16 protein-coding genes are annotated in these 17,175 nt (G+C 62.3%); 14 read left to right on the forward strand and 2 right to left on the reverse strand.

Features of this window, described 5'->3' with window-relative positions; all coding sequences use genetic code 11:
• The first annotated feature begins 2 nt into the window (after positions 1–2).
• Genes folP through ACI3L3_RS06375 form a run of 8 tightly spaced genes read left to right on the forward strand, consistent with a single transcriptional unit; the run spans position 3 to position 8,293 of the window.
• Positions 3–887 carry a dihydropteroate synthase gene (gene folP, locus ACI3L3_RS06340; RefSeq protein ID WP_404844267.1) on the forward strand — a complete coding sequence of 295 codons (885 nt, stop codon included), beginning with the start codon at positions 3–5 and terminating at the stop codon, positions 885–887.
• A gap of 5 nt (positions 888–892) precedes the next feature.
• Positions 893–1,642, forward strand: a complete 750-nt coding sequence (cdaA, locus tag ACI3L3_RS06345; RefSeq protein WP_404844268.1) for a diadenylate cyclase CdaA — start codon at positions 893–895, stop codon at positions 1,640–1,642.
• Positions 1,643–1,644: 2 nt separating this feature from the next.
• On the forward strand, positions 1,645–2,574 hold the full coding sequence (locus tag ACI3L3_RS06350) for a YbbR-like domain-containing protein (RefSeq protein WP_404844269.1): 930 nt from the start codon (positions 1,645–1,647) through the stop codon (positions 2,572–2,574).
• 57 nt (positions 2,575–2,631) lie between these two features.
• On the forward strand, positions 2,632–3,984 hold the full coding sequence (gene glmM / locus ACI3L3_RS06355) for a phosphoglucosamine mutase (RefSeq protein WP_404844270.1): 1,353 nt from the start codon (positions 2,632–2,634) through the stop codon (positions 3,982–3,984).
• A 58-nt stretch (positions 3,985–4,042) separates the two neighbouring features.
• The gene (galU, locus tag ACI3L3_RS06360; RefSeq protein WP_404844271.1) at positions 4,043–4,912 is read left to right on the forward strand and encodes a UTP--glucose-1-phosphate uridylyltransferase GalU; all 870 of its coding nucleotides are present in this window, start codon (positions 4,043–4,045) and stop codon (positions 4,910–4,912) included.
• 60 nt (positions 4,913–4,972) lie between these two features.
• Positions 4,973–7,318: a primosomal protein N' gene (gene priA / locus ACI3L3_RS06365; protein WP_404844272.1), complete on the forward strand. Its 2,346-nt coding sequence runs from the start codon at positions 4,973–4,975 to the stop codon at positions 7,316–7,318.
• Between the two features lie 13 nt (positions 7,319–7,331).
• The gene (locus tag ACI3L3_RS06370) at positions 7,332–8,069 is read left to right on the forward strand and encodes a sulfite exporter TauE/SafE family protein (protein WP_404844273.1); all 738 of its coding nucleotides are present in this window, start codon (positions 7,332–7,334) and stop codon (positions 8,067–8,069) included.
• Entirely contained in the window at positions 8,066–8,293 is a 228-nt protein-coding gene (locus ACI3L3_RS06375; RefSeq protein ID WP_404844274.1) for a DUF2905 domain-containing protein, read from the forward strand. Before ACI3L3_RS06370 ends, ACI3L3_RS06375 begins: the two co-directional genes overlap by 4 nt.
• Positions 8,294–8,387: 94 nt before the next feature.
• Here the strand turns inward: ACI3L3_RS06375 and ACI3L3_RS06380 are convergent, their stop codons facing one another.
• Entirely contained in the window at positions 8,388–9,302 is a 915-nt protein-coding gene (locus tag ACI3L3_RS06380; protein ID WP_404844275.1) for a Smr/MutS family protein, read from the reverse strand.
• 181 nt (positions 9,303–9,483) lie between these two features.
• On the opposite strand from ACI3L3_RS06380, the gene ACI3L3_RS06385 reads away from it, so the two are divergent.
• The 3 genes from ACI3L3_RS06385 to ACI3L3_RS06395 all read left to right on the forward strand — a co-directional run bounded on the left by ACI3L3_RS06385 (position 9,484) and on the right by ACI3L3_RS06395 (position 11,694).
• Positions 9,484–10,194, forward strand: coding sequence for a hypothetical protein (locus ACI3L3_RS06385; protein WP_404844276.1), 711 nt, complete (start codon positions 9,484–9,486; stop codon positions 10,192–10,194).
• Positions 10,195–10,262: 68 nt separating this feature from the next.
• Positions 10,263–11,024, forward strand: coding sequence for a hypothetical protein (locus ACI3L3_RS06390; RefSeq protein ID WP_404844277.1), 762 nt, complete (start codon positions 10,263–10,265; stop codon positions 11,022–11,024).
• Between the two features lie 367 nt (positions 11,025–11,391).
• Positions 11,392–11,694: a DUF4389 domain-containing protein gene (locus tag ACI3L3_RS06395; RefSeq protein WP_404844278.1), complete on the forward strand. Its 303-nt coding sequence runs from the start codon at positions 11,392–11,394 to the stop codon at positions 11,692–11,694.
• An 80-nt stretch (positions 11,695–11,774) separates the two neighbouring features.
• Here ACI3L3_RS06395 and ACI3L3_RS06400 read toward each other — a convergent pair whose 3' ends face one another.
• Complete coding sequence (locus tag ACI3L3_RS06400; protein WP_404844279.1) at positions 11,775–13,151, reverse strand: MATE family efflux transporter; 1,377 nt, start codon at positions 13,149–13,151, stop codon at positions 11,775–11,777.
• A 296-nt stretch (positions 13,152–13,447) separates the two neighbouring features.
• Between ACI3L3_RS06400 and ACI3L3_RS06405 the strand changes: the two genes are divergently transcribed.
• From ACI3L3_RS06405 to ACI3L3_RS06415, 3 genes are all read left to right on the forward strand, one after another.
• Positions 13,448–14,602 carry a transporter substrate-binding domain-containing protein gene (locus ACI3L3_RS06405; protein ID WP_404844280.1) on the forward strand — a complete coding sequence of 385 codons (1,155 nt, stop codon included), beginning with the start codon at positions 13,448–13,450 and terminating at the stop codon, positions 14,600–14,602.
• A 65-nt stretch (positions 14,603–14,667) separates the two neighbouring features.
• On the forward strand, positions 14,668–15,636 hold the full coding sequence (locus tag ACI3L3_RS06410; RefSeq protein ID WP_404844281.1) for a glucokinase: 969 nt from the start codon (positions 14,668–14,670) through the stop codon (positions 15,634–15,636).
• A gap of 174 nt (positions 15,637–15,810) precedes the next feature.
• Complete coding sequence (locus ACI3L3_RS06415) at positions 15,811–17,109, forward strand: TolC family protein (RefSeq protein ID WP_404844282.1); 1,299 nt, start codon at positions 15,811–15,813, stop codon at positions 17,107–17,109.
• Positions 17,110–17,175: the final 66 nt, after the last annotated feature.

The raw sequence follows: 17,175 nt of genomic DNA on the forward strand, positions 1-17,175 counted from the left end.
CAATGCATGGTCGCGTTCACTGGAACGTTACGGGGGGTAGGGTCCTGGGCCCCGCCCCCTTTTTTGTTGTAGGCATCGTCAACGTTACCCCGGACTCGTTCTACGACGGGGGAGCGCACGACAGTCATGAGGCCGCCGTGGAGCACGGCAAAAAGCTCATCGCCGACGGCGCGCACATCCTTGATGTGGGCGGCGAGTCCACCCGGCCCACGGCCGAGCGCGTGGGTACCGGCGAGGAACTGCGCCGCGTGGTTCCCGTTGTGCGCGAGCTGGCCAAATACATCCGCGATAATGAGCTGGACGCCGCTATCTCCGTGGACACCTATAAAGCTGCGACCGCAGCGGCGGCTCTTGAAGCTGGTGCGGTTGTGGTCAACGATGTGTCCGGCTGCCGCTTTGATCCGGAGCTTATGGACGTGTTGGCGCAGTATCAGCCCGGTTATGTTTTGATGCATTGTCAGGGTCTGCCCGGCAGCATGCAGAACGATCCGTCCTACGTGGACGTGGTTGACGAGATTTCCGACTTTTTCGACCAGCGCCTTCGTCAGTTGACGCGGGCCGGCCTTGCCGAGGAGAACATCGTTCTGGACCCCGGCATCGGCTTTGGCAAAAAGCTGGAGCATAATCTGGAGATTCTGCGCAACATCGAGGCCTTTGGCCGCTTTGGTCTGCCCATGTTCATGGGCCTGTCCAACAAATCCCTGTGGGGCGACCTGCTGGGAGTGGACGTGGACAGCCGCCAGAATGCCACACAGATTGGAACGGCTCTTTTGGCCGCGCGCGGCGTACAGATTCACCGCGTGCATGAGGTGGCCCCCACCGTGGAGACGCTTCGTATCGTGCAGGCCATGGACAGGCGCACCGCGCGCCGCCACTACATGGAGTAGCCTGCATGCTGGAGCTTGGCGGATTCAGCATTTCGTGGATTGAGCTGGTGGACATCGCGCTTGTCGCGGTCATCTTCTACCGGCTCATCCTGCTGATCAAGGGGACCCGTGCACTGTCTGTGTTCACGGGCCTCGTGCTTTTGCTCATCATCTTTTATTTCTCCGACGAGTTGGGACTGACCACCCTGCACTGGTTGCTGGGCAAGTTCCTCGGCTCCATCTTCCTTGTCGTCATCATCCTGTTCCAGCGGGATATCCGCAACGCCTTGTCGCAGTTTGGGGCAGGGCGGATGTGGCGGCGCGCGCCGGTGGCGGAACAGGAGTTCAACACTCTTGCCGCCGCCGTGCTCTCCATGGCCGAAAAGCGCATTGGCGCACTGGTGGTCATTGAGAAGAATGTCCCCCTGGGGGACCTTGTGGCACGCGGCGTGAAGGTGGATGGCGAAATGACCAAGGAGCTTCTGCTCACCATTTTTCATCCGGATACGCCGCTGCATGATGGCGCGGTCATTGTCCGCCGTGGACGCATTGTGGCTGCGGGATGTATTCTGCCGTTGGCGGTGGGCATCCGCAAAAAGCAGCACTATGGCACACGGCACAGGGCGGCCATTGGCATCACGCAGGAGACCGACGCTGTGGCGGTTGTGGTCTCCGAGGAACGCGGCGAGATATCCCTTGCCGTTGGCGGCCGCCTAACGGCCAGCCTTGACGAAGTGCGCCTGAAGCGCGTGCTGAAACGGGTATGGAATAAGTAATTATGTTGCGCAATTGGCAATACAGGCTTCTCGCCCTCGTTCTGGCATTTGCCTGCTGGTACCTTGTCACGGGCCAGCAGAAGGTGGAGACGTGGCTTGAGGTGCCGGTGGATATTGTCAATGCGCCCAAGGATATTGCCATCCAGTCCGGCTTGAAGACGCGCATTAATGTTCGTGTGCGCGGTTCCAAGCCGATGCTTCGTGGGCTGGATGCCCGGAGTCTGGCCTATCCGCTGGACCTTTCCGGCCTGCGCGCCGGGACCGTTGTGCTCAATTTCGACGCGAACCGCATCCCCGTGCCCAAGGCCGTGGAGGTGCTGGAGATTGACCCGCCCCGTCTGACCGTTGACGCGGACAGAATGATCACCCGCCGCGTGCGGGTGGAGCCGCAGTGGAAGGGCAGCGTCGAAAAGAACTTTTCCCTGCTGGAGGCATGGACCGTGCCCGCGGCGGTGAAGGTGCGTGGCCCGCAGGACCTTGTGGACTCGCTTTCCGCTGTGCCGACCCTGCCGCTGGCAGGCAATGTGACCACAGCCGGCACCATGGAACGGGAGCTGGGCCTTGACCTGCCCGAATCCGTGGTGGCAGACCCCGCCGTGGTGAAGGCGAGCTTCCGCTTTGCGGAAAAGACGGAAAAGCTGTGGGTCAAATTGCCCCTGAAGGTGCTGCCTGAAAACCTTGCCAAAAGTGCGGGTGTACAGGTAAAGCCAAAGACCGTTCAGCTTCATGTGGAGGTTCCGGTGAGTCTTCTTGATAAAGAGGACTTCAAAAGCCTGTTCTCCACCTTCATTCTTCTGAACTCATCCATAGATCCGGGGTGGCATGTGGTGGAATACCGCACCAAGCTGCCTCCGGGCTGTACGCTTATTAAGGCTGTTCCGCAGAAGGTTGACCTGCGGGTGAGCCGCCGCCTGGCACCAGAGGGCGGTTAGTCCCCTATCATACGGCCCGCCACCGGCGCGGCGCCTCCTGATCTGACGAGGATACACATGACGCAACGCATATTCGGCACCGACGGCCTCCGCGGTCAGGTGAATATTTTCCCCATGCTTCCGGAGCTGGCCCTGCGCTTGGGCCTTGCCGCCGGGCAATACTTTCGTAATGGCAAAAAGCGCCACCGCGTGCTCATCGGCAAGGACACCCGCGTGTCTGGCTACGTGTTTGAGACGGCGCTGACGTCGGGCTTTTGCGCGGCGGGCATGGACGTGTTGCTGGTTGGTCCCATGCCGACCCCGGCTATCTCGTACCTGACCCGCAGCATGCGCGCGGACCTGGGCGTGGTGATTTCCGCCTCGCACAACCCCTTCATGGACAACGGCATCAAGTTCTTTGACCACAAGGGCTTTAAACTGCCCGACGAGGTTGAGGACCAGATTTCCGCCATGGTCATGGACCCCGACACCGCGTGGGACTACCCGGAGCCGGAGCACGTGGGCAAGGCCAAGCGCATTGGCGACAGCACCGGGCGCTACATTGTGGCGCTGAAGCACACCTTCCCGTCCGCGCTCACCCTCGACGGCGTGAAAATCGTCCTTGATTGCGCCAACGGCGCGACCTACAAGGTCGCCCCGCGCGTGTTTGAAGAGCTGGGCGCCGAGGTCATCAAGGTGGGCGTGGAACCCAACGGCCTGAATATCAACGACAAGTGCGGCTCTCTGTACCCCGAGGTGGTCGCCGACTGTGTGCGCCGCGAGGGCGCGGACATCGGCCTTGCCCTTGATGGCGACGGCGACAGGCTCATCGTGGTGGACGAAAACGGCCGCATCCTCGACGGCGATCAGATCATGGCCCTGTGCGCCATGGATATGATGGAGCGCGATGAACTGCCGGGCAAGCAGCTTGTTGCCACGGTCATGAGCAACATGGCGCTGGAGGTCTTCATGCAGGAGCGCGGCGGCAGCCTGCTGCGCACCGCAGTCGGCGACAGGCACGTTGTGGAGGCCATGCGCCGCGAGGGCGCAACCCTTGGCGGCGAGCAGTCCGGGCATCTGATCTTTTTGAACCACTCCACCACGGGGGACGGCATCCTTGCGGCGCTGCAGCTCCTGCGCATCATGGTGGAGCGCGACAAGCCGCTCTCTGACCTTGCGCACCTTATTGAACCCTTCCCGCAGAAGCTCACCAACGTGCACGTGGAACGCAAGATTCCCTTCGACTCCGCCCCCGCGGTGATAGACGCTGTGGCCGGCGCGGAAAGCGAGCTTGGCTCGCGCGGTCGCGTGCTGCTGCGCTACTCGGGAACCGAGTCCGTGGCGCGCATTATGGTGGAGGGACAGGATGACGCCCTTGTTGAGCGGCTTTCCGGTCAGCTGGCCGAGACTTTGCGCGAACACTTGCGCTAAGTCGAAAAAAAGATAGTATATCATCGTCTTATATATACGATCCAGTAAGGAGACCAGCATGGACATCACGAAAGTCGTCATACCCGTGGCCGGATGGGGAACCCGTTCACTCCCCGCCACCAAGAACATTCCCAAAGAAATGCTGCCCATCTACAAGAAGCCTGTGGTGCAGTACGTGGTGGAGGAAGCCATCCAAACGGGGTTGACCGATGTCATTTTCGTCAACAACCAGAATAAAAAAATTATCGAAGACCACTTCGACTACAACTTCATCCTTGAGAACCTGCTGGAGCGCAAAGGCAAACCGGAACTGCTCAAGGAAATCCGCGACGTGGCCGAGATGGCCAACATCATCTCCGTGCGGCAGAAGCTGCAGCTTGGGCTTGGGCATGCCGTGCTCTGCGCCCGTGAGGTCGTCAAGAATGAGCCCTTTGCCGTTATGGTGGGTGATGACCTGATGTTTGGCGTTGACCCGGGCATCCAGCAGCTTGTGGACGTGGCCAAGGCCGAGCGTATGGCCGTTGTGGGCGTGGTGGAAGTGCCGCAGGAAAAGGTGGACCGCTACGGCATCATTAACGGCGAGGAATACGTCCCCGGCATTTTCCGCGTGCGCAGTGTGGTGGAAAAGCCCGCCGTGGAGGACGCCCCCTCGCGCATGGCTATCGTTGGCCGCTACGTGCTGACGCCCGAGGTCTTTGACCATCTGGACAAGGTGGAGCCAGGCGTTGGCGGCGAAATTCAGCTGACGGACGCGCTGGAGCGCCTTGCTGCGGAAAATCGCCTGCTGGCGGTGCGCATGCGTGGCCGCCGGTTTGACGCAGGCGACTGGGCGGAGTACCTCACTGCCAACATCTACTTCGCATTGCAGGATGAAGAGCTCCGCGACGGCCTCGTTGCGAATCTTCTTGAACTCCTGCCTTGCAAATAATCCGTTGACCGGACATTCTGACCCCCGCCGGAATCCGTCCGGCGGGGGTATTTTTTTGTCATGAAACTCTGGCATGTAGCGCTGCCGTGCGCACCATTTTCCATCCTGACCTACGCTCACCCCGCGTGCCTTGCCCCGGATGCCCTGCATCCCGGTCAGCGCGTGGTGGTGCCCCTTGGCCGTTCCTCGCGCCTTGGGGTCATCGTGCGCGAGGCGGACGCCGCCCCCAAAGGTATTTCCATCCGCGAGATTGCATGGCCCGCAGAGCAGGAGCCACTGCTTGACGCACGCTTCATGGACCTTGCCGAGAACCTTGCCACCCGGCAGATGGTGGACCTTGGCCGCATCCTTGAGACGCTGCTTCCCCACGGCTACCGAACCGTCAAAATTTCCTTCAAGATATTCGACTCCCGCTTCCCCAAGCGCATGAGCGGTGCGGAACTCGCCGCCTTGCCGCAGGAGGACCGCACGGCGCTGGCCGCGCTGTGGGCCGAGGGCCGCATGCAGGTGGCCGCGCGAAGCGTGGCGCAAAAGGAGCAGGAATACTGCTTTCTGACGCAGGACCCGCCGTGGCCTGTGCGTCCTACAGCCAAGCTCCAGACCGCTGTGCTGGAATACCTGTGGGACAACGGCCCCTCGCCGCGCCCCGCCGTATTGCGCGACCTTGGCTCCAAGGTCTCTAACGCCTTGAATACGTTGGTGACTAACGGGGTGGTGAACATCGGCCCGCCGCCCGCCTACCACGATCCGGACGCCTGCGTTATGGACGCCGTCACCGCGGATGTGCCGGACCTGTCGGATGAGCAGCAGGAGAGCGTGGACGGCCTCATCGCCGCCCTTGAGAGCGAGCGCCCGGAGACGCGCCTTGTGTTTGGCGTCACCGGCAGCGGGAAGACCCTTGTTTATCTGCGCCTTGCGGAAAAGGCGCTTGCCATGGGGCGCTCCGTCTTGCTGTTGGCGCCGGAGGTGGCCCTTGCCTGTCATCTGTACAAGGCCGTGAGCACGCACTTTACTGAGCGAAGCGTCCACTTGTACCACGGCTACCAGCCCCCGGCGAAGCGCGAGGAAACCTTCCGCGCGCTTGCCACGTCCACCGCGCCGGAGCTTGTTGTGGGCACGCGCTCGGCGCTTTTTTTGCCGGTGGGACGCCTTGGCGCCATTGTGCTGGACGAGGAGCACGACACGTCCTTTAAGCAGGACGAGCGGTTGCCGTATCAGGCCAAGGAGGTGGCGCACTTCCGCACCCGTCAGGATGGCGGCGTGCTGGTGCTTGGCTCCGCCACACCGGACGTGAAGACCTTTCAGGCCGCGCGGCAGGGGGCCATCAAGGCCGTAACCATGGCCAACCGCGTGGGTGAGGGCACCTTGCCGGAGATTACGCTGGTGGACCTCAAGAACGAGCGCCCGTCCATGGGGCCGCTCACGCCGACGGCGGCGGCAGCCCTCAAGCATGTGGTGAAGCAGGGCGAGCAGGCCATCATTATGCTGAACCGCCGTGGGTATTCGCCGCTGATGTACTGCCTGAGCTGCGGGGCGGTGATGCGCTGCGGCAACTGCGACGTGGGCTTGACCTACCACAAGAACCGCGAGCGCCTTGTGTGCCACTACTGCGGCGCCAGTAAGGAATTTCCTTGCACGTGCACCTGCGGCAGTTCCAACTTTTTGCCCATGGGCGAGGGGACGGAATCCATTGAGGAGACGCTGAACACCATCCTGCCCGCCGGAACCGGCGTCCTGCGGCTGGACCGGGACAGCACCCGGCGGCCCGGACGCATGGAGGCCATCCTTGACGCCTTTGCGCGGGAGGAGGCGCAGGTGCTGGTGGGCACGCAGATGCTGTCCAAGGGGCACCACTTCCCCAGCGTGACGCTGGTCATTGTGCCTGACGGCGATATGGGGCTGAATATGCCGGACTACCGCGCGGCGGAGCGGACCTTCCAGCTGTTGGTACAGGTGGCAGGGCGCGCCGGACGTGGCGGCAAACCCGGCAACGTGCTCATCCAAACGCGCGACCCCAACCACTATTGCTGGGACTTTGTCCGGCGCAATGACTACAGCGGCTTTTTTGAGCGCGAGGTGGAACTGCGCCGCAAGTACAGCTATCCGCCGTTTTCGCGCCTTGCCCTCGTCCGCATGAGCTTTCCCGCCGAATGGCCGCAGGGTGAGCAGCGCATTATGGAATTGGTGCGCCAGCTTGGCGCGGTGGGGCGTGAGCGCGGCGTGCGGGTGCTTGGCCCTGCGCCGTCGCCGTTGGCGTTTCTGCGTGGGCGCAAGCGCTACCAGTGCCTGCTCAAGGGCGAGGACTGGCCGTCCGTGCGGCAGGTCTACGCGCATGTGAAAAAGCACCTGTCCCAGCACTCCAAGATTCGCGTTTCCCTCGACCTCGACCCCGTCAACATGCTGTAGGCAGAAGGGCTTCATGCTTTCCTCAACGCTTATCGTTGCGCTGGTGGTCTTCATCGGCGCGTTCACCCAAGGGCTGGCGGGCTTTGGCTTTGCCTTTTTCAGCTTGCCCATCATCTCGCTGGTGTTGGACTTTCAGACCTCGGTGGTTATCCTTGTGCTGATGGCGCAGGTGATGAACCTGCTCATCCTCAAGCAGCACGGCAGCCTGCCCCAGTGGGGCGACGTGCTGCCGCTGACGGTTGCGACACTGCCCGGTATTCCCGTTGGCGTGGCGATGCTCCAGTATCTGCCGGTGTACGTGCTGCAGGGGACCCTTGGCATCATACTGGTGCTGTATTGCCTGTACATGTGGTTTGTCTGCCCGGTGCCGCGCGTGCTTGGCAAGGCGTGGATTGTGGTGGCAGGGTTCATAGCCGGGTGCCTTGGCGGCGCGCTCAACTCGCAGGGGCCGCCGGTGCTGATGTACGTTGCGCTTCAACCGTGGGATAAGGACCGGGTGAAGGCCACAACCATCAGCTTCTTTATCGCATCCGGGGTGCTGGTCATTGCGGCGCAGGCGTGGCGGGGGCTGATTACCGCCGACGCGCTGGAGCTTTCCGCCCTGTGCCTGCCCGGTGTCCTCCTCGGCGCGACCTGCGGCCGCATTGCCTACCGCCGCCTTGGCGAAGGGGGCTTTCGGACGGTATTTATTGGTCTGCTGTTTGCCCTTGGGCTGTTTATGCTGGTGAAGAGCGCAGGAGATGTCATATGACGGGCGAAACGGGAAAAATGCTCATCTGGCTGGGGCTGGCTATTGCCGCCGTCGGCGTGCTGCTGGTCTTTGGTGACAAGCTGCCATGGGGGCGCATTCCCTTTGGCCGCCTGCCCGGCGACATCAACATCCAGCGCGAGGGCTTCCGGTTTTCCTTCCCCATAGTGACGTGCATTATCGTCAGCATCGTCCTGTCGGTGCTGTTCTCCATATTCCGCAAGTAGCGCCGAGAGGACTTGGCGCTGCCCGCAAAAAAGCGCGGCCTCCTCATGACGAGGGGGCCGCGCTTTTTTGGTGCGATAAGGCGAGGACTCGGCGCTACAGGTCGTTCCAGTCGCCGGGGAGCTTTTCCCAGTTAATCTTGCCGATGGATTTTTTGTATTTGCGCAGCAGGACGTACAGCGCGCCGGGGCCGCCGTCGCGGGGCTGGGCGGACACGAAGGCCAGCACCACCTGCCGCAGCGGGTCGCGGGTGAGCCAGTATTGCATCTCCTCGCGGATGATGCTTCGGCCCATGGGGGAGTTTTTGCCGCGTCCGGTGACCAGCAGCAGATAGCGGTGCCCCAGCTGGTACTGCTTGCGCATGAAGTCGAGAAGCGTGTGGCACGCTTGGTCCACGGTCATGCCGTGCAGGTCAAGGCGCGCCTCGATGTCGTAGCTTCCGGCCTTGAGCTTATTGAAAATCTTGGGGTCCAGACCTTGGACCTGCCCGTACTGGTAGCCCTCGGCGTAGTCCATATCAAAGGCGATATCGTCGTGCAGGAGCTTATGTACGCGCTCGCGGCTGAGGGCTTCCTCGGTGGAGAGCTTGGGCGCTTCCGGCTCTTTGGTCTTTTTGGGCACGGCGCGGCCGGATTCGCCATCCAGCGTCTTGACGCCGGACATGGCGCTCAGGAAGACGTCGGCCTCGGCGTCCGGGTCCACAGGTGCTGCGGGCTCCGGGGCGGGCTTTGGGGCTTTTTTCGGCGCGGGCTGTTTTGGGGCGCTGGCCTTGGGCTTGGCCGCCGCGGGCTTTGGCGCAGCATTTTTGGGGGCCACGCGTTTTGTGCTGTCCATGGGTTTTGTGCCCATCATGGCGGAGAGGAACAGGTCGTCATCCTTGGCTTTCTCCACCTCGGGGTCGGGCTTTTTGGGCTGAGGTGCGGGCTTGGGGACGCCTTTTTTTTCGTCGTCCTTCAGCTTGAGTCCTGCCTTTTTCAGTGCCGCAAAGGGCTTGTAATCTTGATCGTTCACCGTGGTCCTCCTGCGGCTTTTGTCACGCAGTGGGAAGGCGCTGTCAAGGCCCGCCCTCTGCGGTGTTTCATCACTTTTGCTTTGCCCGGGCCATGTGAGGTGATAGTATCCCGTACAGGCTCCGCCCGAATTTTCGCTTGTGGCGGGGCTAAAAGGGCAGAGTGACTGAAGGAGGCCAGCGATGGGAGAAGAACGGCGACACGATGCGCAGGGCGGCGCGGGGGCTGCCCCGGAGGTGATGCAGCTCTTTGGGCAATATCTCCACGTGCAGGCGCGAAACAGACGCATCAAGCGGCTGACCGGCGTTTTGGTGCTGGGGCTGTTTGTGGTGTACGGCTCCCTGATTGCCGGACTGTTTACGCAGTTCAATCAGGAGGAATTTGTGGCGGCGCTGCGCGGGGAGGTGTTGGCACTGCGTCCGCAGGCGGAGGTTATGCTCCGCGATGTGATTGAGGAAAATCGCGAGGAAACGCTGCGGCGTGTGGACAAAGCCGTCCAGCGCAATGCCCCGCTTGTGGCGGAGGCGCTGGACCGCGAAATTTCCCGCCTTGCCGAGGAAGCCAGCGTGGTCATGTACAACCGGGTGAACGGCTTTGTGAAGCGCCAGTTCGACACCCACGGCGCCGCGCTGTTTGGGCAGTATCCCGAGCTGGAGGATCCGGACTACAGGGCGGATGTGGAGAAGCACATCCTCGCCGTGCTGGACCGGACCGTGGCGCGGGTGATGGATGATGAACTGCGCGGCATTGAAACGTCGCTTCAGGACATGGAAAAGCTGCTGGCAATGCCCGAGGTACGGGCGCGCGTCACCCTTATGCGTGACGACCCGGCGCACAGTTCGCGCTTTATTCAGGCGTTTATGGCGCTTATGGCCGGGCCGTATGCCCGCTAGGCGCGCTGACGATATTTCCCGGTCCGGCCGGGTGAGTGCCGGGTGGACCGTTTGCGAGGAGGTGGCGCATGGCGCACGGACATGAAGAATTCGTATCCATGGAGCAGATGCAGGCGCGACTGGACGACGAACTTGCGCGCGAGCGCAAGGCCAAAACGCGCAATATCGTCCTGGGCATCGTGCTCATAGTGGGCGTGTGGTGGTATATGGGGTGGATTTACTCCAATCTGGGGCAGATGATGGACGAGGGCGAGATGGCCTCCATGCTGGGCGACTACGCGGAAGTGGAGGTCCTGCCCAAGGCGCGTCCCCTTGTGCGCGACTTCCTGCTGGAGGAGGTCCCCCGTGGGGTGGAGGATATTTCAAGGGCCGCAGTGGCGCGTTTGCCGCAGCTACGCGCCGAGATGCTCAGTGCCTTTACCGCGCCGCTGGACGCCGAGCTGGCGGCGCTGGATGAGCGTATGACGTCGGAGATGCGGCGCGAGCTTGCCGCCAGCAGGCCGCGCATTGAGCGCGTTCTTGCCGCGCTGCCGGACGATCAGAAGCGTGAGCAGATGGCCGATGAACTGGCCGCGCTGTTCCGCACGTACTATTCCTTCCAGTCGCGCGAGATGGTGCGTGAGTTCCGGCTGGAACTGGCAAGCGCGGAGCGGCACCTGCGGATGCTGCTGCTCACGCCGCCGGACGCGCTGTCGCCATCGCAGGCGCGGCGGCAGGAGCTTGTGTATCTGGCGCTGGCGACGCTGGAGAGTACCTTTGCCGGTGACGGCGCGAGTATTGTGGATGTGTTGCTTTCCGTGGCAACCGAGGGCCTTGACGACGAAAAATAACGCGCAGGTACCTCGGCCAAAAGGGCGGCTCGCACTGGCGTGCGGGCCGCCCGCGTTGTGTGACGGGCGAACGTGACGCGGTGGGGCTGCGCGGCGTGGGGGCAAAGCTGCTCCCACACGGCATGCGGGCGGTGGTACACAAGCGGCAACGATCGATGGGCGGGAGCGCCTTATTGCAGCAAGGGGCACGCGGCCCGTCGCGAAGGATGGTGCACGCAACTGGGGTAAAACAGTGCGTACGCAATGGCCGCTTTGTGCACGGCGTGCAGACTCTGGACAAGACGGCGGACAGCGGCTATGGAAGCAATTCACTGTCTGTGAAAATTTGCTCAAACACGTTTCATTGTCCTGAGAGGAGGTTCATCCCATGTCCGATACTCCCGTTGAACGCAAAGCCGTGCTCATTCGCTTTTTGTACACCATTGTCATCTTCATTGCCTTTGAAGTGGTGCGCCTGCTGGCGGAGCTTGGCACGCTGGTGCAGTACGGCATCGTGCTTGTGACGCAGAAGGAGAGCGAGCCGCTGCGGTCGTTTTGCAATGCCATGTCGCGCTACGCCTACCTGTGCCTGCGCTACATGACCCTCAACTCCAACACCAAGCCCTTCCCCTTCTCCCCCTTGCCCAAGGATGTGGAGACGCCTGACTCTCCTGTGGAGTACGGCAAGTAGAAGAGCTTGCCGGCACGGTTGTGCCAGCCTGATACGCTGTTGCCGCCCCGTTTCGCCCCGCGCGAAGCGGGGCGTTTTTTTCAGGGCCTTGGGGGCGGCGCGTTGTCCGTGTGGGGAAGCCCGTGCAGCACTGTGCGGGCGTAGACGAGGGCGAAGAGGGCGGCCGTCCATGTCACGCCAAAGATGCCCCACCAGATGGAGCCAAGGCCAAAGTCGAACACATGGATGCTCAGCCAGAAGACGGCGGCAGGGGCGAAAATTTGGCGGAACAGGCCAATCCAAATGGCGAACATGGGGCGCTTTAAGCCCTGCATGCACGCGACGTGGGCGTAGAGGACCACATAGGAGTACAGCACAAAGGCGGCAATGCGTAGATACTGCGTGCCCGCGGCTACAACGGCGGCGTCGTCCGTAAACAGGCCCATCAGCGTGTGCGCGCCAAGAAAGATGACCACCGCGCCAAGGCCCATCAGCCACGCGCCATGCACCAGCACGGTGCGCAGGGTCTGGCGGATGCGGTTGTAGTGCCCTGCGCCGTTATTCTGCGCCGTGATGGAGAGAACCGCCACATTCAGCCCAATGGTGGGCAGGAGCACGATTTGCTCCACGCGGGTGGCAATGCCGTAGGCCGCCACGGCTTCCTTGCCGAAGGAGGCGATGAAGTAGGTGATGATAAAGATGCCAAGGCCCACGGTGACCATGTTGAACGCGGCGGGAAAGCCCTGATGCGCAATGGCCGCCAGTGGCCTCGCCTGTGGCCTGCATCCGGAACGCAGGCAGCCGTCCAGCAGGCCCGTTTGCCATGCCCGCCAGCCAAGGTAGCAGGCCCCGGCGGCCTGAATGACCACCGTGGCAAGGGCAATGCCCGTAATGCCAAGGGCTGGCAGACCAAAACCGCCATAGATGAACCACGGGTCAAGGCCAAGGTTCAAAATGCTGCCCACGGCAAGCACGTTGCGGAAGGTTTTGGTGTCGCCCACGGCGTTGAGGACCGCGTTGAACATATAGGTCAGAATGAAGAAGATGGACCCGGCAAAGATGGGCCGCATGTAGGCGAGGCTGTCATCAAGGTACGCGCCGGACGCGCCGAGGGTGCGGAACAAAAAGGGCGAGGCCGCAATGCCAAGAATGGTGATGGCCCCTGCCACCAGCAGGCCGAAAACAAGGGCTTGGCGCGACAGGGTGCGTGCTTCCTCCATGTCATCCGCGCCAATGGCGGTGCCGATGAGGGCGGTTGCGCCGGTTTGCAGCCCGCTGCCCATGGCAATGATGATGAAAAAGACTGGAAAGGACAGCGACAGCGCGGCAAGGGCGCGCGTGTCCAAAAGCCCCGCGAAGTAGGTGTCCGTAATGTTGAACATGGTGTGGAAGAAAAAGCCGATGCTCGCGGGCAGTGCGATGCGCCGGACAAGTTCTGGCACGGGGCGTATGGTCAGCAGGTGGTCGTCGTTTCGCACAAGTTCTCCGCGTAGCGCTGATGCTGTGGGCCATGCGTGTTGCGTTGTGGCATTGCTCCCTCGCCGTCCAGCCTTCACCGTGGGCGTTTGTCTTGGTATGGTCAAGGGGAATGCGAAGGAAGGGCTTTGATTGCCTTGGCGGAATTGGTAAAGAATTCCGGACGATTTGCCGAAAAGACAGGGGAGTGCCCCGGCGCTGTGCCGCCGGCGTCATCCGCCAGCGCGTCAGAACGCGTAGGCCATGACGCCCCGGCGGCGTGAACCCCCAATCGAGTCAACAAGGAGTTGCCAACCATATGTCCTCTTCGCTCAGGCGCGGCGCAGTTGCCGCAATACTCGCCGGTTGTATGCTGCTGGCCCTGCCCATGGCGGGCGTGGCCGCGCAGAAGGTGTCCTTTGTGTTCGACAGCCGCTTTGTGCCCATGTCCTACGTGCGCAACCAAAAGCCCATGGGCTTCGAGGTGGAAATCCTCAAGGCCGCCCTCAACAGCACGGGGCTGAGCATCAGCTATACGCCTATGAAGGACTGGGACCGTGCGCAGGCCAACCTTGCCGGCGGTGTGGCCCATGTGGCCGCTGGTATGACGCGCACCCACCTGCGCGACAGGCTGTTCATCTATCCCCGCACGCCCACTGTGAACTTTTATCTGAAATTCTTTGTGCAGACGGGGTCGGACGTGCAGCGGGTGGACCAGCTTCGCGGCAAGACCGTGGCGACTATCCGTGATACGCTGTACCAGCGTCTGCTGCAGGACTTTGGCGGCGTTATCGTCAAACTGTACGACGACGGCGATAAGGCCCTTGCCGCGCTGGCCAAAGGCGAGGTGGACGCCTATTTCGGCGCGCAGAAAATTACCTACGACATGATGCGCCGGGAAAATTATACCAATATCCGGGCCGTTGGCGCGTCGCTGAGGCGTGTGCCTGTGTACTTTGCCGTGTACAAGGGCCAGCCCGAATTGCGCGAGACCATTGAGCGCGGCCTCAACCGCATTATGGCCAACGGCACCTACGACCGCATCTACCGCAAGTGGTTTGTGCCCGAACTCAGCACGGAGCAGCTCAAGGCCATGCTGAAGCAGGCACAGGACGCGCGCGGCGCGGCATACTTCCCCGACCGTGGCCCCGGCGGCGGCGCGGTGGTTGTGTCCCGCTCCGGTAAGACCTACACAGCGGGCGACGTGAACGGCGGTCCTGCTGGCGGTTATACCGCGCTTGAGGCCGCCGTGATGCAGGCCGTGGCGGCTGGTGACCTTGAAATCCGCGCCGTGGCGGCTGTGAACGGCGAGGGCAAGCCCCGCTTCCTGTCCGGGCGCGAGCGCCAGCTCGTGCGCGAGTTTGGCCGCGACGTCCTCGTTTTGTGGGAACCGTACCCCGGCGAGCTGGATACATGGATGATTGATAAGCTCCTGCCTTTTGGCGGCGGCGAAAGTATACGCGGTCAGCAGTAATCCCGTAACGGCCGGGAGCGCGTCTCCCGGCCCATCCCCACACGCTGTGGAGAGGAGAGGGCGAGATGGACAGCATTCTTGCGGCGGACATCGGCGGCACCAATGCGCGTTTTGCCGTCTTTTCCCTGGATGGGGACGGGGCGCTGGTCATGGGCGAGAGCATCTGGCTGGAGACCGGGCGCTGTGCCAGCTTTGCGGACCTTGTGGGGCAGTTGGAGGTGGAGCACTTTCCGCTGCTCCCGCGCGATGCCGACGTGGTGGGGCTGGCCGTTGCCGGTCCCGTCCATGGGCGGGCGTATAGCGACCCGCCGAATATCCCGTGGGATGTGGACCTTGCCGGGCGCGACGCGCTGTTGTTTAAGGACTTCACCCTCATTAACGACTTTACGGCGCAGGCCTGCGCTTGCATGACGCCCATCTTTGACGAGGCGCTTCTCATCCTGCCCGGCAAGGCCGAACCGGACACCACACGCGCCGTCATTGGCGCGGGCACGGGCCTTGGCATGGCCGCACTGGTCCCCGACGGCGCCGGCGGCTACCGGGTGATGCCCACCGAGGGCGGCCACAGCCTCTTCCCCTTTGTCAGCCGTGAGGAATTCGACTTTATGGACTTTGTCCGCGACAGGACGGGCCGGCGGCAGGTTATCGGCGACCTTGTGGTGACCGGCCTTGGGCTGAGCCTGCTGCATGAATTCTTTACAGGCGAACGTCTTGCCCCGGCGGAAGTGACCGCCGGTTTCTATTCCAAGTCCAAGATTCTGGCGTGGGCGGCGCGCTTCTATGGCCGCGCCTGCAGGAATTTTGCCCTGAGCACCCTTGCCCTTGGCGGGGTGACCATCAGCGGCGGCGTTGCGGCCCGCTCGCCGGAACTTGTCACCCATCCCGCCTTTGGCGATGCCTTCCGCTTTTCCGAAACCCATGCCGCTGTGATGGAACGCATTCCTGTTATGCTGAACGCCAACGAGGCCTCCGGGCTGTGGGGTGCGGCGCATGCGGCGTTACACCATGCGCGCACGGGCGGGCATGTGACCTAGCTCTGTTTTCGCTGTGCAGTGCGTTTTGTACGCAGTGTCTGTCATTGGCCTGAAAAAGGCGTGATTTATCCCGTGTATTGTGGAGGTGGTATTGACTTTTTTTCTGTATCACCATACCACAAGACAATGAGTGTTCTTCGCATGTTAACGTGTTGACGCACTGAGGGGGATGCCTTGAAACGCCTCATTCTGGGTACGCTGGTACTCGCGGTGATAATCGGTGGAGGTCTGCACAGTGCCCGGGCCACAACGCTCGGCGAACTGCTGCCCGGAATGATTGCGGAGCACGAGCGTCTGCATGCCGCGCAAAGCCGCGAAGACGCCGCGCAGTACCGCCTGCGGCAGGCCCGCGCCGCGTGGTATCCACGCCTCGACATCACGGGCGACGTCACCAAGGAAAACATCGAAAAGACCGGCGTTGCCGGGACGTCCCTCGGGCGCAATATCGAAAAGCTGCGCGCCACCCAGTTGCTGTGGGACTTTGGCCGCACCAACAGCATTATCGGCTCCAGCCGGGCAGGGTACGAGCTGTCCGAGGCCGAACGCGTCGCCGTCCGGCAGGCCCTGATTCAAGAAGGGGTCGCCGCCTACCTCAATTGCATCCGCGCCAGCAAGGTGCTGGCCTTTGCCCTCCAGTCCGAAGAAAACATCAAGCACCAGACCGGTATAGAAGAATCCCTCGTCAAACGCGGCGCTGGGCTGTCGTCCGACGTGCTGCAGGCCAAATCGCAGCTTGCCGGCGTTGCCGCCCTGCGCGTTGTGGCCGAGGGCGACCTCGTCAACGCGCGAAACCGCTTCCGCGCCGTATTCGGGCGCGATGTCACCGCCGACGAGATTGAAACCTTCATCCGGCCCGATGTCCCCTACGACAACGTGCCCGTTACGCTGGAGTCCGCCATTGCGCAGGCCATCAGCGACAACCCGAATCTGACCATGCTCCAAAAGAATGTGGACCTGACCGAGCACCAAATCGCCAGCGCGCGGTCCATGTTCTACCCCAGCTTCAATGCCTACGGCGAATACTGGCGCAAGGAGAACGACTCCGGCGTTGAGGAAATCAAGATTGAACAGCGCGTGGGTGTGGAATTTGCCTACAACATCTTTGCCGGTGGCGGCGACATGGCCGCCCTGAGCGCCGCCAAGAGCGACAAGCAAAACGCCGCCAATTCCCTGAAGGATCAGGAGCGCACCATTGAGGAACTCGTCCGTGTGAATTGGCAAAACCTGCTCACCGCCCGCGCCAAGGCCGAGTGGTTCCGCAATCAGGCCAATATCGAGGCAGAATTTCTGGAGCTGGCGCGCAAGGAACGCAAGCTGGGCAACCGCTCCCTGCTTGATGTGCTCACCGCCGAGGTCAACTACAACAACGCCCTGAGCGGAGCCATCTCCGCAGAGGTGGATCAGGACCTTGCGGCATTCAATCTGCTGTATGCCATGGGTGAGCTGGAGCTTGATTTGTTCGCCGCGCCCTAGCGCTCACCACGGTGGGTGACGCGCCCCAAAGCCGCTTGTGCTGGGCGCTCATCTGCGGCCCACGCA

This window comes from Desulfobaculum sp. SPO524, assembly GCF_044987625.1.
Taxonomy (GTDB): Bacteria; Desulfobacterota; Desulfovibrionia; order Desulfovibrionales; family Desulfovibrionaceae; genus Desulfobaculum.

Coding starts and splice junctions, on each gene's coding strand:
- folP (WP_404844267.1), top strand. CDS start 3: ATGCATGGTCGCGTTCACTGGAACGTTACGGGGGGTAGGGTCCTGGGC.
- cdaA (WP_404844268.1), top strand. CDS start 893: ATGCTGGAGCTTGGCGGATTCAGCATTTCGTGGATTGAGCTGGTGGAC.
- ACI3L3_RS06350 (WP_404844269.1), top strand. CDS start 1,645: ATGTTGCGCAATTGGCAATACAGGCTTCTCGCCCTCGTTCTGGCATTT.
- glmM (WP_404844270.1), top strand. CDS start 2,632: ATGACGCAACGCATATTCGGCACCGACGGCCTCCGCGGTCAGGTGAAT.
- galU (WP_404844271.1), top strand. CDS start 4,043: ATGGACATCACGAAAGTCGTCATACCCGTGGCCGGATGGGGAACCCGT.
- priA (WP_404844272.1), top strand. CDS start 4,973: ATGAAACTCTGGCATGTAGCGCTGCCGTGCGCACCATTTTCCATCCTG.
- ACI3L3_RS06370 (WP_404844273.1), top strand. CDS start 7,332: ATGCTTTCCTCAACGCTTATCGTTGCGCTGGTGGTCTTCATCGGCGCG.
- ACI3L3_RS06375 (WP_404844274.1), top strand. CDS start 8,066: ATGACGGGCGAAACGGGAAAAATGCTCATCTGGCTGGGGCTGGCTATT.
- ACI3L3_RS06385 (WP_404844276.1), top strand. CDS start 9,484: ATGGGAGAAGAACGGCGACACGATGCGCAGGGCGGCGCGGGGGCTGCC.
- ACI3L3_RS06390 (WP_404844277.1), top strand. CDS start 10,263: ATGGCGCACGGACATGAAGAATTCGTATCCATGGAGCAGATGCAGGCG.
- ACI3L3_RS06395 (WP_404844278.1), top strand. CDS start 11,392: ATGTCCGATACTCCCGTTGAACGCAAAGCCGTGCTCATTCGCTTTTTG.
- ACI3L3_RS06405 (WP_404844280.1), top strand. CDS start 13,448: ATGTCCTCTTCGCTCAGGCGCGGCGCAGTTGCCGCAATACTCGCCGGT.
- ACI3L3_RS06410 (WP_404844281.1), top strand. CDS start 14,668: ATGGACAGCATTCTTGCGGCGGACATCGGCGGCACCAATGCGCGTTTT.